This is a genomic window from Nocardia sp. NPDC019219 (genome assembly GCF_040632645.1).
Lineage (GTDB): Bacteria > Actinomycetota > Actinomycetes > Mycobacteriales > Mycobacteriaceae > Nocardia > Nocardia sputorum.
In genome coordinates, this window is sequence record NZ_JBEYCG010000005.1 from 386,925 (window position 1) to 399,974 (window position 13,050).

At 67.6% G+C, this 13,050-nt stretch carries 11 protein-coding genes; 5 read left to right on the forward strand and 6 right to left on the reverse strand.

The features are described from left to right. Positions 1 to 39: 39 nt before the first annotated feature. On the forward strand, positions 40 to 744 hold the full coding sequence (locus tag ABZ552_RS13150; RefSeq protein ID WP_281918527.1) for an SRPBCC family protein: 705 nt from the start codon (positions 40 to 42) through the stop codon (positions 742 to 744). Further along, complete coding sequence (locus ABZ552_RS13155; protein ID WP_281918526.1) at positions 741 to 1,742, forward strand: hypothetical protein; 1,002 nt, start codon at positions 741 to 743, stop codon at positions 1,740 to 1,742. Before ABZ552_RS13150 ends, ABZ552_RS13155 begins: the two co-directional genes overlap by 4 nt. Positions 1,743 to 1,773: 31 nt before the next feature. On the opposite strand, the gene ABZ552_RS13160 is transcribed toward ABZ552_RS13155, so the two are convergent. Then, entirely contained in the window at positions 1,774 to 2,187 is a 414-nt protein-coding gene (locus tag ABZ552_RS13160; RefSeq protein ID WP_281918525.1) for a DUF302 domain-containing protein, read from the reverse strand. Between the two features lie 32 nt (positions 2,188 to 2,219). Beyond that, on the reverse strand, positions 2,220 to 2,489 hold the full coding sequence (locus ABZ552_RS13165; protein WP_067806486.1) for a metal-sensitive transcriptional regulator: 270 nt from the start codon (positions 2,487 to 2,489) through the stop codon (positions 2,220 to 2,222). Between the two features lie 152 nt (positions 2,490 to 2,641). Between ABZ552_RS13165 and ABZ552_RS13170 the strand changes: the two genes are divergently transcribed. After that, entirely contained in the window at positions 2,642 to 3,253 is a 612-nt protein-coding gene (locus ABZ552_RS13170; protein ID WP_281918524.1) for a disulfide bond formation protein DsbA, read from the forward strand. Positions 3,254 to 3,615: 362 nt separating this feature from the next. Here the strand turns inward: ABZ552_RS13170 and ABZ552_RS13175 are convergent, their stop codons facing one another. The 4 genes from ABZ552_RS13175 to ABZ552_RS13190 form a co-directional block, all read right to left on the reverse strand. Then, positions 3,616 to 5,235, reverse strand: coding sequence for an ABC transporter permease (locus tag ABZ552_RS13175; protein ID WP_357437169.1), 1,620 nt, complete (start codon positions 5,233 to 5,235; stop codon positions 3,616 to 3,618). Continuing rightward, positions 5,232 to 6,146 carry an ABC transporter ATP-binding protein gene (locus ABZ552_RS13180; protein ID WP_281918522.1) on the reverse strand — a complete coding sequence of 305 codons (915 nt, stop codon included), beginning with the start codon at positions 6,144 to 6,146 and terminating at the stop codon, positions 5,232 to 5,234. Before ABZ552_RS13180 ends, ABZ552_RS13175 begins: the two co-directional genes overlap by 4 nt. Next, positions 6,143 to 7,600, reverse strand: coding sequence for a serine hydrolase domain-containing protein (locus ABZ552_RS13185; protein WP_357437172.1), 1,458 nt, complete (start codon positions 7,598 to 7,600; stop codon positions 6,143 to 6,145). Before ABZ552_RS13185 ends, ABZ552_RS13180 begins: the two co-directional genes overlap by 4 nt. Positions 7,601 to 7,795: 195 nt before the next feature. Beyond that, on the reverse strand, positions 7,796 to 8,782 hold the full coding sequence (locus ABZ552_RS13190; RefSeq protein ID WP_281918520.1) for a 1-phosphofructokinase family hexose kinase: 987 nt from the start codon (positions 8,780 to 8,782) through the stop codon (positions 7,796 to 7,798). An 816-nt stretch (positions 8,783 to 9,598) separates the two neighbouring features. Between ABZ552_RS13190 and ABZ552_RS13195 the strand changes: the two genes are divergently transcribed. Beyond that, positions 9,599 to 11,116: an AAA family ATPase gene (locus ABZ552_RS13195; RefSeq protein ID WP_281918519.1), complete on the forward strand. Its 1,518-nt coding sequence runs from the start codon at positions 9,599 to 9,601 to the stop codon at positions 11,114 to 11,116. Positions 11,117 to 11,594: 478 nt separating this feature from the next. After that, positions 11,595 to 13,010, forward strand: coding sequence for a wax ester/triacylglycerol synthase domain-containing protein (locus tag ABZ552_RS13200; RefSeq protein ID WP_281919590.1), 1,416 nt, complete (start codon positions 11,595 to 11,597; stop codon positions 13,008 to 13,010). The last annotated feature ends 40 nt before the right edge of the window (positions 13,011 to 13,050 follow it).

The following is a 13,050-nucleotide window of genomic DNA, read 5'->3' on the forward strand; positions in this document are numbered from 1 at the left end:
TCATGCGCACGCCCTGAACTCGAGGACAAGCCGGACGTCATGAACACGATGATGCTTGCCGCAACCGTTCGATCAGCGATCGGACGCCTGACCGGAGAACGGTTGCGCACCAAATGGTTGACCTGGGGAGCCTCGGGGGAAGAGATTGCGCGGGTCATGCCCGGTGACGATGCACTGGTCGACGCCGATATCGTCTCGACTCGGGCCGTCACGATCTACGCAGGCGCCGACGCGATCTGGCCGTGGCTGGTTCAACTGGGTCCCGGCCGCGGCGGCGCGTACACCTACGACTGGGTCGAGAACATGCTGGGCCTCGATATGCACAGTGCCGAACATGTCTTGCCGCAGTTCCAAAACCTTCAGGTCGGAGACGGCTTCCCACTCGGCAAGTCCGGTCCGCGTATGCGGGTCGCGGTGCTGGCACCCGAGCACAACTTGGTCTTCGCTTCCGAGGACGGCCGCTGGGTTTGGGCATTCGGCCTCTATCCGATGGGCGCGGCGACCCGGCTCGTGAGCCGCAATCGCATCGCGCTGACGGGCGCGTCCGCGTTCACGCGCGTATTGACCGTGGTCGTGATGGAACCGGGCAGCCTGGTGATGGAGCGGAAGATGCTGCGGGGCATCAAACAGCGCGCGGAGAGGCTCGGACGGGAGCACCGGCCACCCGAGATGACAAAAGACCCCGCGCCGCGGACGCATGGCCTGTATCCGCGGCATCGCGTACCGAGAACACTCGAAGTATGACCGCGAACGACGATGCACCCGCCATTTCGGTGCCCGATCATCGGACGATCCTGGCCGCGTTGCGGCTGGCCACCCGCGCGCCTTCGGTGCACAACACCCAGCCGTGGCGCTGGGTGTTCGACGGCACATGCCTGCACCTCTACACCGACGCCGACCGGGTACTGCCCTCGACCGACCCGCACGGGCGCCAACTGGTGATCAGCTGCGGGGCTATGCTGCACCACGCGCGGACCGCCTTCGCCGACCACGGCTGGCACACCGACACGATGCGGGTACCCGACCGGCAGCGACCCGACCACCTCGCGGTGATCGAATTCCGGCCGTGGCCGGACCCACCCGAGGGCATCCACACCCGAGCGCTCGCCATCGACCGGCGGCGCACCGACCGGCTGCCGATGACCGAACCGGAGGGCTTCGCCGAGATCCTCCCCCGACTGCGGATGCTCACCTCCCCGCACGAGGTGGAACTCACCGTCGTGGATGACAACGCACGCCCTCGGCTGGCCGCCGCCTCCGAGCAGGCCGGGGCTCTGCGCCGCCACGACTTGCTGTATCAGACCGAATTGGAATGGTGGGCAGGACATTCGGAGTCCCTCGAGGGCGTGCCCGCCTCCGCGCTGGTCTCCGACGCCGAAAACGCTCGGGTCGGAGTCGGACGCGCGTTCCCTCCAGCCCCGCATTCGATGCGACGCACCCGACTCGATGATCACGCGCGACTGGTGGTGCTCAGCACCGAAAGGGACTCGGTGACCCAGTGGCTGCGCACCGGCGAGGCATTGTCGGCCGTCCTGCTGGAATGCACCGCCGCGGGACTGGCGACCTGCGCGCTGACCCACATCACCGAACTGCCGACCACCCGCGGGGTGCTCAACGGACTCGTCCCTCGCCCGGCCGCCCCACAGGTGCTGATTCGCGTCGGCATCGCGCCCGACGACGCGGACATGGTCCCCCCAACCCCCCGCCGACCGGTCACCGACATCTTCACCGTCTCCCGCTGAACCAACACACGAACGGTTACCGCCCAGGGCGTCAGAACACGCGATCCGCGGTGCTCAGGGAATCGATGGCAGCCTGCAGCTTGGCGGCGGCCCGACTGGCTACGGGCTGTAGGGCCGGTTCCTCCGTAACCTGCACCATGAGCTGCGGATTCATTGCTTCGACGATGACCTCGGAATCGGAGCCGGGGTTCTGGCGCACGACGACGTTGCAGGGCAGCAGGAGTCCGATCTGCCGGTCGATCTCGACCGCTTCGTGGGCCAAGGGGGGATTGCAGGCGCCGAGGATGAGGTAGTCCTCCATGTTCTCGTCGAGTTTGGCTTTCAGGGTGGCCCGGACGTCGATCTCGGTGAGGACGCCGAATCCTTGCTCACTCAGCGCGGCCCGCGTCCGGTCGACGGCGTCGCCGAAACTGGTGTGCAGGGTGGTGGACAGTCCCAGGTTCATTGTTCGGTCCTTCCATGAGGGACGATTGCGAGTCAGGCCAGAGCTAGGAACAGTTTCTCCAGCTCGTCGACGGTCATCTGCTTCTGGCCGTCGACGGATCGGCCGGTGAGGCATTCGCGCAGTCCGGTAGCGACGATCTTGAATCCGGCGCGGTCAAGCGCCCGGGAAACCGCGGCGAGTTGGGTGACCACGTCTTTGCAGTCACGGCCCTGCTCGATCATGGCGATGACCCCGGCGAGCTGGCCGTGCGCCCTCCGCAGCCTGTTGAGTGTTTCGGTGATCGCTGTTTCGTCGCCGACCATGGTTGCGCCTTCCTTCTTTCGTTGCCTCTGTTCATGATACCCGCGGGGGTATATCCACGACGCGAATCAGCCTCTCCGGCTTCCATGCCCCAGGGGGTATAGTGGGAATATACCCCGTGGGGTATTCGAGCAGTGACGACAGGAGGATTTCGGTGGCCGATATTGATCTGTATGTGGATCCTGTGTGTCCATTCGCCTGGGTGGCCGCGCAGTGGCTGCTCGACAGCGCGGCCGACGAGCACGCGGTGACCTTGCGACCGATGAGCCTGGCCGTGCTCAACGGCGATCACGATGTCGATGCCGACCACGCCCCGATGATCGTCCGATCACGTCGGATCGGCCGAGTGTTCGCCGCCGCCGTCCAGCAATACGGTCGGACCGCGTTCACGCCGCTCTACCTCGAGTTGGGTCAGCGGTGGCATGCGGGCGGCAACCACGCCGACGATGCGGTGGCCGCCGCGCTGGCCGCCACCGGCTTCGATCACAAGCTGATCGAGGCCCTCGATGACGCCCGCCATGATGCCGCGGTCGCCCACGCCCATCACGCCAGCCAAACAGCGCTCGGCGGGCGGAGTGGCAGCCCCATCATCGGCGTCGACGGTCACGTCTTCAGCGGTCCCGTCTTGACCGAGCCACCCCGGCCGGGACGCGCCCCCGAGCTGCTGGCTGCCATCGTCACCGCGGCCACCACTCCCGGATTCGCCGCGCTTCAGCGCCCATACCAGGGCCCGCCCACCGTCGCGGGCACCGAAGGACAGCGCTGATGTGCTCCCCCATCAAGCGCCGTGTCTGCGGCAAGACCACCTGGGCCGGCTGCGGCAGGCACATCGACGCCGTCCGCGCCGCTACCCCACCGGGCCGGTGGTGCCCCGGTCACGACGACCACGCCTCGAACCGCGCACCCGGTGCGAGGTCTCCGTCGCTTGTGGCACCGCTGATCCGTCGCGCGGAAGCCGCCATCGCACGCCGGGACGCAAGTCTCCGCTGCCCGTGGTAGGCGCACCGACCAGCCGTGTTCCAGCGGAGACCCCGGGTCGTCGACATTCTCGTTCCGCTTTCGATGCCGCCGAGTACTCGCCAGACGAGCGACAACGTGTTCGCCAGCGGATCGGAGTCGGAGTCCTGGTCAATATCCGACGTCGCGGCGGCGAAAACCGGCGGCAGCGAGCAACAGCCCGGCCAGTGCGGTCAGGATGATCACGAGCATCGGCGTGGCGGTGACGGTTTGCAGTGGCGCCTTCGGAATGTGGGTGAACGGCGAGGCGTCGTCGAACCAGTCGGGCAGATCGAATGCGGCCGCGAAGAGCAGCGCCACGGCGCAGTAGGCGAAGGCAGCCCACGCCACCGCTACAGCCGCTCTCGGAGCCCAGCCGAGGCCGAGTACCGCAACCGCGATCACCGACCAGACCGCCGGTAGATACACCAGTGCCACACCGGTCATGCGCAGTGCCTGTCCTGCATCGGAGATCGTCAACCCGTACGTCAGACCGATGCCGAAACCGCCGACGGCCAGAACGAACGCGCCGCCCCCCATAGCGATGGCGAGATGGCTCGCCAGCCACCGATACCGGCTGACCGGAGCCGCCAGCAGCGGCTCGGCCCGTCCGGCGATCTCCTCCCCACGCGCGCGCAGCACGCTGGCGACGCCGAACGCGGCGGTGAGCAGCGCGACGATCGACACCGTCAGGGACAGGTACGAGTTCACCGCGTCGGCCGCGCCGCCGGGAAGGTAGGCGGCGATCTCGGGATTGTCGGCGAGATAATCCGCGATACTGTCGGCGAACGAGCCGTATGCCGCCCCCAACGTGAAAACGCCCACGGCCCACCCGGCCAGCGAACCGCGCTGCAACCGCCAGGCAAGGCCAAGCGGCGAGCCCAGCGCCCAGGACGCGGTCGCGCGCCCCGTGCCGTAGGGGAGCAGTCCGGCGCCGAAGTCGCGTCGATCCAGCAGAGCGAACGCCGAAGCGGTCAGCGCGAGGGTCGCGGCGGCGAACAGCAGCACCGTCCACCAGCGGTCACCGGCGTACGGGTAGCTGCGCTGGGCCCATCCGATGGGCGATGCCCAGGAGGCGGCTCCGCTGCCCACATCGCCGATCGCGCGCGCCACATAGGCGGCCGCCAGAGCAAGCCCGACCGCCCCGTAGACGCTGCGCGGATTCTCGAATATCTGCGCGGCGACTGCGGTGACGGCGGCGAACGTGACGCCCACGCCCCCGGTGACCACTCCCAGCAGCAGTGAGCCACCCGTCGGAAGCCCGGTACCGACCGCGGCGGCGAAAAGCACCAGCACGACGGCGATATCGGCCAGCCCCGCCAGTGTCAGCGCGGCGACGGTGGGTGCCCGGCGCCCTACCCGCGCCGAGCGGAGCAGTTCCGCTCGCCCGGTCTCCTCGTCCGAGCGAGTATGCCTGCCGACCAGAAACATATTCATCAACGCGACCACGACGGCCAGATACGCGAGTATCTCGAAAACGATCTCGCCGCCGATGGTCGTCAGCAACTGCGTCGGCCCGCCCATGGCGACGGCGGCCGCACTGGCACTCATCGTCTCGCGGAGCTGCGCGAGCTTCTGCGGGGTGTCGTAGAAGCGTTGACTACCGACCGACTGGAAGGCAAACAGCGCGGCGGTGCCGAGCAGCCAGCACGGCAGCGAGAACCGCTCGCGCCGCAGCGCGAAGCGCAACAGCGTGCCTGCCCCGGAAAGATCTTCCCGCAGTACCGGCCGCGAAATCAGGGCGGTGCTCACCGGTTCTCCTCCCCTGAAGGGGCCGAGGCGGCGCCGTAGTGGCGGAGGAAGATGTCCTCGAGTGTGGGCGGCGTGCTGGTGAGACTGCGCACGCCGAGATCGGCTAGTACGCGCGTCACGGCGTCGAGGTGGGCGGTGTCGACATCGAACCTGGCCCGAGTGCCGTTGCGGACGAGGTCGTGCACTCCCGCCACCGCGTCCAGGCCCGTGAGCGGCCGGATGGTTTCGACAGTGATCGTGGTGCGGGTCAGATGCCGCAGCTCGGACAGGGTGCCGCTTTCCACGGTGCGCCCGCGCCGGATGATGCTCACCCGATCGCACAGTGCCTCCACCTCGGCCAGAATGTGACTGGACAGCAGGACGGTCCTGCCTTTGTTCTTCGATTCAGCGATGCAGCGTTGGAATTCGGCTTCTTTGAGCGGGTCGAGACCAACGGTGGGTTCGTCGAGCAACAGCAGTTCCGCGTCCGAGGCCAGCGCCGCGACGAGCGCGACCTTCTGCCGGTTGCCCTTCGAGTAAGCGCGCGCCTTCTGGTGCGGATCGAGATCGAATCGCTCCAGCAATTCGGCGCGGCGGCGTCGGTCGATCCCGCCGCGCAGACGGCCCATCAAGTCGATGACCTCGCCGCCGGTGATTCCGGGCCAGAGGAGGACCTCACCGGGCACGTAGGCCAATCGCGCGTGCAGTGCGACCGCGTCCGACCACGGATCGCCGCCGAGCATGCGAACCGTCCCGGAATCCGCACGCAGAAGTCCCAGCAGGATGCGGATCGTCGTCGTCTTACCCGAGCCGTTCGGACCCAGGAACCCATGGATCTCACCGGTGCCTACGGTCAGATCCAGTCCGTCGAGCGCCTTCGCGGGACCGAACGATTTCGTCAGACCGGCAATCGAGATCGCGGGTTCGGTCATCGGTGCATCCTTTCCACCCGCCGGGCCAGTAGGCTCCCCGACTTCCGCAGAGTCAGGGGATGCAGGTCGAAGTGCATCCTCATCGTCCCGGTGCCGGACTCGCGACTGAACAGAATTCTGCCGTTGCCCAGACCCCACCGGTCCATATCGATGCGGAAAGCAAGGGGATCGTCGGGATCGTCGGGGTGCAGGGGCAGCCCGCGCATCAGGGCGGGAATCGGGGTCAGCACCCGCAGTACCGGTCGGCCACTGCTGATCCGCACTTCGGCGCCTGCGCCTACCATCGATCGGGCGCGGACATCGGTGAGCGCTCCGGGCAGGGGGTAGAAGCCACAGATCTCGGACCAGATTTCCGGCCGGTGCGCGACGTCGTCGCGGATCGCTGGTTCCGCGGCACCGAGGATCTCGTGCAGTAGGGCGGAGGATTCGGCGGGAAGCCAGAGCATGGCGCGATGACCGCCGGTGACGAAGGCCAAGACGGCCTGTCCGTCGTCGGGGGCGAGCCAGATCTGAGAGTTGAACCCGGGCAGGATGCCCTGATGCTCGATCACCCGATGGTTTCCGGCCTGACCGCGGAAGAATCCGAGGCCCATGCCCGGCACCCGGGGATCGGGCTGGTACTGCGGTGCGAACATCATTGCCAGCGTCGCGGATTCGACCACGGAACCGTATTCGTTGCTACCGCCGCCGAGCAGTGCGGCGATATAGCGGCCGATATCGCGCGGAGTGGAGTAGGCAGAGGACGCCGCGGCGGTGATCATCTCGCGATGGGTGATCTCTTCCGGCCCGTGCGCGCGCAGCCGGTATCCGACCGCCCGCCGCGGTGCCGCGGCTGCGGGCGGCGTGAGACTCGTGTCGAGCATGCCCAGCGGCAGGAACAGCCGCTCGCGCAGATAGTCGGCGAAGGGGACGCCGGTGACCTCCGCGACGATCTGGCCGAGGGTGGCGAAGCCATGGTTGGTGTAGGTCCATCGGCTGCCCGGTTCGGCGTGGACACGCAGGCCGCGCCGGTAGTACCGGCTCAGCGGCGGTACGGGTTCGCCCGGCGCAACGCTCTCCCCGAAATCGGGGGCGAGCACCCGCCGGGGATGGGCTGTCTCACCGATGCCCGAGGTGTGGGTCAGCAGGTGGCGTACCGTCACCGGCCCGAACCGCGAATCGGCGGGGACCAGAGGATAAGCGCGTAGATACTTGCTCGCCGGGGCATCGAGATCGATCAGTCCGCGCTCCCACAGCTGCATCACCGCGATCGCGGTGAACGTCTTGGTGATAGACGCGATCCGGAAGATCGTGTCCTGGGTGACCGGGCGGTTCGCGGCGATGTCGGCCATCCCGTGCCCAGCGAACTCCATTCGACCGTCACGTACGACGGCGACCGCGGCACCCACCACTGCCCGCCGATTGAATACGCGTCCGATCCGGTCCGCTAGTCGGAGGTCCTCGTTTACCAGCACGGTTTCTCCATTCGCTCGCTGCCGTCGGAGGCACTATCAGCGTGCGGCTTCGCGGAGGGCGTTGGAGGAGGACATCGACTCGAAGGCGGAGGTCGAACGTCCCACACTTTCTCGGAGACCCGTCGGATGGCGGCCGCGCTGACATCTGTCCACCTCTGTCCTGTCCACGTACTGGGCTCGGAGCGCGAGGTGCGGTTACCGCAGCGGCGGGGCCGTCGGCCGCGCGAGGTCATCGGCCTCGCCACCAGAGCCGTCGTCGAGCTGAAATTCTCGGTACAGCTCCTCGATGTGCTCGCAGCGCCCCGGGCCGGTACCCGTGGTGGCCAGCGCTGCCGTCGCGGCGGCGATACCCAGACGCACCGCGTCGGCGAGCTCATATCCCCGTGTCAGCCCCACCGTGGTGCCGCCGACCATCGCATCGCCTGCACCGATACCGCTGCGCACCCGCGCCGGGATCGACGCGAACCACTCGTGCCGGTCACGAGTCACCACGAGCGCTCCGGCGGCGCCGAGGGAGAGCAGGACGATCTCGGTCATCCCGTCGGCGATGAGCCGCCGAGCCTGCGACAACTGTTCCGTGCGGTCTATCAGCGGATGCCCGACGTAGTCGCCGAGTTCCCGCACGCTGGGCTTGATCAGATAGACGCCGCGGCGGACACTGCGCAACGCGATGCCCGAAGTATCCAGCACCACACGCACACCGAGGTCGCCGACGAGATCGGTGAGGGTCTGATAGAAGTCCGAGGACACACCCGGCGGCAGAGTTCCGCTGGCCACGAGGTAGCTCCCGCCGCGCACCGCACGCTCCACCTCGGCCAGGCAGCGATGCTGTTCCGGGTCGGTGAGCCGCGGGCCTGGAAAGACGAATCGGTACTGCTCGCCGCTGACGGATTCGGTGACCGAGAGACTTTCCCGGGTCGATTCGGCCACCTGCACCGGCCGCGGCGGCACTCCGGTATCGCGCACCAACTGCTCGAGCAGGCGACCGCTCGGGCCGCCGCTGGGAAAGACCGCTGTCACCTCGACGCCCAGCTCGGCCGCCGTGCGCGCGACGTTGATCCCGCCACCGCCCGGGTCGAAGCGTGGTGTCGCGCAGCGCATCTTGTCGGTCGGTACGACTCGCTCGACCCGAGTCGCGAGATCGATCGCGGGATTCATCGTCAATGTCACGATCCGGCCCACCGAAGCCTCCTCGCTCCGTCCCTCCGCAACGACCCCGTCGGAGTCAGGCGCGCTCGTCGACGGGGTAGTGTCACTGCAGGCCGATCTCGTAGAGCGTCGCGTTCTCCGGACCCTGGCTCGTCATCTGTGGAGTCGACCGCTATCCCGCCACGCGAAGGCCGTAAACGATCGGACACCTCGGTCTCCGTCTCAGCGCATCGCTGTCCGGCACCAACTACTCTGCCCAGTGGCGCACGGCCGGAGCAGAGTCGGCGGCCCCTCAGGCGCTGGGACTTAGGTCCCTGCACTCGACACCCAGTCTCTGCCTGGCGGCTGCTTGTCGCTACCGGCAGGACCGGTCGGTTGAGCTTTCCGGCAGAGCCGATCCGGACACCGGTTCGATGCTTACTCACTCGTCGCGGCGGTGTCGAGCAAAGGTGCCGATGTGAACAGCGCTTCGTCCTCCTGCGCGAAATGCAGCGTGAGGATGGTGTCCAATCCAGCGTCCGTTTCAGCGAGCAGCAGCGGCGAGGGCCACAGGTCCCGGCGGGCGGGATCTTCTCCCCCAACGGCCTGTCCGACGGCGGACCTGGCGCGGCAACGGCTCAGTCGAGCGTGGCCGGGCGGGACCGCGACATCAGCACTCGGCAGGGAGACGGCCCGCAGGCGACGCTGTAGTTCATCGCGCGCCGATGACATTCGTACCGCGACAGAGGGGAATTCGTCCTCCAGATTATCTCGGGTGCTTCCTGCGAGACTGGTCGTGCCGGGATGTCCTGCCTGGCGCGATGGAACCAATCGTCCGGCAGATCAACTCATCTTCGAGAGGGAGTCGTCATGCTCGATGTCTCGACCTTGCGCACCGCGCCCCACGTACAGGAGCCGTTCGCGCAATTGCGCGAGACGCATACCGGGCTGGTGGTGCTGTGTGGGGACCGCGCGTACAAGGCGAAGAAACCAGTCATCACCGACTTCCTCGATTTCGGCACTCCCGAGAACCGGGAGCGGGCGTGCGCTAGGGAACTCGAGCTGAATCAGCGCCTCGCACCCGACGTCTATCTCGGTCTGGCCCATCTGACAGACCCGGAAGGCGGCGCCGACGAACCGATCATCGTGATGCGCCGCATGCCGGACGCTTCGCGATTGTCCACCACGCTCGCCGACCCGGCTCGCGAAGCTATCGGACTGTCCGCACTCGCGCAGACCCTGGCGCGCTTCCACGCGGGAGCCCGCCGCGGCGCCGACATCGATCGCGCCGGTACACCTGCGCAATTGCGTCGGCGATGGGACAGTTTACTGCGGCCCCTGCGGCAATATCCGCACGTGATGAGCGATCCCGACCTCTTCGTTCGCGCCGAACATCTGGCCATGCGCTACATCGACGGTCGCAACGCCCTGCTGACGGAGCGCATCGCCGACGGCCGCATCGTCGACGGTCACGGCGATCTACTCGCCGAGGATATCTTCGTCCTGCCGGACGGCTTCCGTATCCTGGACTGCCTCGACTTCGACGATGAACTCCGCTATGTCGACGGCCTCGATGACGCCGCCTTTCTGGCGATGGACCTCGAATTCTTGGGGCACCCAGGGGAATCCGACTCGTTTCTGGATGACTACCTGCACGCGGCAGGCGACTCGCCCCCGCCGTCGCTTCGGCACCACTACATCGCGTACCGGGCGATGGTCCGGGCGAAGACCGACCATATCCGCGCCGACCAGGGGGATGCGGAGGCGGCCGGGCGTGCCGAGCGGCATCTCGATCTCGCCATCGAACACCTGGAGCAGGGCGCTGTCCGTCTCGTGCTCGTCGGCGGCCTGCCCGGCACCGGAAAGTCCACGATGGCAACCCGGTTGGCGGCGGCCACAGGCGCAGTCATGATTTCCAGCGATAGTGTCCGCGCTGGGCTGCGCGCCACGGGATCCATCGCCGGCGCCGCGGGCGTCTTCGGGGCTGGCGCCTATCGGCCTGCCGCGAAAGCACTCGTATATACCCAGATGTTGGCACAGGCCCGGCAGCGGCTCGAGCGCGGAATCTCGGTAATTCTCGACGCCAGCTGGACCGACTCCGACCAGCGCGCCCGAGCCGCCGCCCTAGCCGACGAGACTCGCAGCGATCTGGTACCACTGCGGTGCGTCTGTCCCCGGCCCCTCGCCGCCGAGCGGATCGGCGCGAGGCCCCAGGGCGACTCGGACGCCACACCTGCGATCGCGGCCGCTTTGGCGGCCGCGGCAACGCCATGGCCCGAGGCGCTCGTCCTCGACACCGCACAGCCGATCGAGGGCTCGCTCGGCACAGCGTTGGACGCCTGGCGCGGTGCGGTGGTCCCGGCCCCTGCCGCCCTCAGGCGTGGATGAGTAACACATACGGCAGCTGATCGGATGGGTAGACGGTGGCCTCCGCTCGCACATGCGCTGCACGGTCCGCCATGGAAGGACTCGACCTGCCCGAGGCCGGGCATAGGACAAAGGGCCTTCGGATAAGGGTCTTCGTGATCGTTTGCCATCGACCGCAACTGGACAGACTGAACGGTATGGAAACCGCCGAGTCCGCCGGCCTGTGGGCCCGCGCGATCGGGCGCGGACCGTTCGCCGGTGAGATGCCCTACCTGCTGCCCGCCTCGAGATTCGATCTTCCTCACCGCCGGTGCCGAGGTCCGCGATCCGACCCGTGCCGATGGCCCGGCCCTGCACGCAACGATCGTCAGTTCGCAGGCCCTCATTCACTTCGCGCGCCCCGTGGAACAAGGCCGGACACGCGCCTGAGAACACACAGCGGTTCGACGAGGCAGCTGGTAGAGGAAGGCGGCGGGTAATGGACTCCCGCGAATCCCACATGTCGCAGTCGGACCTGTTCTCGTGGAACATGGAGCGTGATCCGGTCCTTCGCTCGACAATCGTGTCGGTCCTTGTCCTCGACACCGAACCGGACTGGTATCGCTTGATGCGAACGATGGATCGCGGCACTCGTCTCGTGCCCAGGTTGCGACATCTGCTCGCCGACTCGTTGCTCGGCCTCGCCCCGCCGAGATGGGCACTCGATCCGGATTTCGACCTCTCTTGGCATGTGCGTCGATCCGCGCTACCGGAACCGGCGAACATGTCCGCAGTGCTCGACTTCGCGCGAACCGAGGCGATGACCGGATTCGATCCGGTCCGCCCGCTGTGGCGTTCGACCTTGCTGAGCGGTTTGGAGGGCGGCGGATGCGCCCTGGTGCTGACTGTGCACCACAGTCTGACCGATGGCATCGGCGGCATTCAGATCGCTACGTCGCTGTTCGATTTCGACCGCGCGGGCACCGACCATGGTCATCCGCCCGAGCCGCTGGACGACCGCACGAGCACACTTCGCGATCTCATGGTGTGGAACTGGTCAGTCGCCTCAGATCTTCTTCGCGGCGGTATCCGTTCTACGCCGCCGACCGTATGGCGGGCGCTGACCAATCCCGCGCAGGCGGTACGCGACAGCGCCGCCCTGGCGAACTCGCTCGTCCACTTGGCGAGGCCCATCACTACGACGATGTCACCCGTGATGACCGGACGAAGTCTCGGTCGCCGGTTGGCGGTGTCGGACGTTCCCCTTGCGAAGCTGCGCGGCGCCGCACGGGCCACGGGCTGCACCCTGAACGACGCCTTCCTGACCGCTGTGGTGATCGGGTTGCGCACGTATCACGACCGGCACGGAGCGACGATCGACCACCTACGGGTGACGATGCCGATCAGTCTCCGCACTGCTGACGACCCGCTCGGCGGCAACCGCATCACTCTCGCTCGCTTCGCGTTGCCGGTCGGCGGCGCCGAGACCGCGGACCTGATGCGAGCTGTCGGCGCCGCGGTCGCGGGTTGGCGTCGCGAGCCGGCGATCCCGCTGTCGGGTGCCATCGCGGCCGCGCTGAATCGGCTGCCTGCCGGGCTGCTGACCGAAATGCTCAAACACGTCGACTTCGTCGCCTCCAACGTCCCGGGCTCCCCCGTGCCTCTTTACATCGCCGGGGCGCGGATCGACCGGATGTACGCCTTCGCCCCCACCATCGGTACGGCCGTCAACGTGACGCTGACCTCGCACGCCGGGACCTGTTACATCGGAATCAACGCGGACACCGCCGCGATCCCGGACCTGGAAACGCTGACCGAGTGCCTCACCGCGGGCTTCGCGACCGTGCTCGGGCTCAGCAGCGGGCTCGAACCGGGAGCCGGTGCCGAATCTTCGGAAGAAGCGTCTCGGTCGACGCCGGTGTCACGATTCCGATGAGGCAAGCCGTACACCGCGCGCCGCCCGGGGCCGTCGAGCA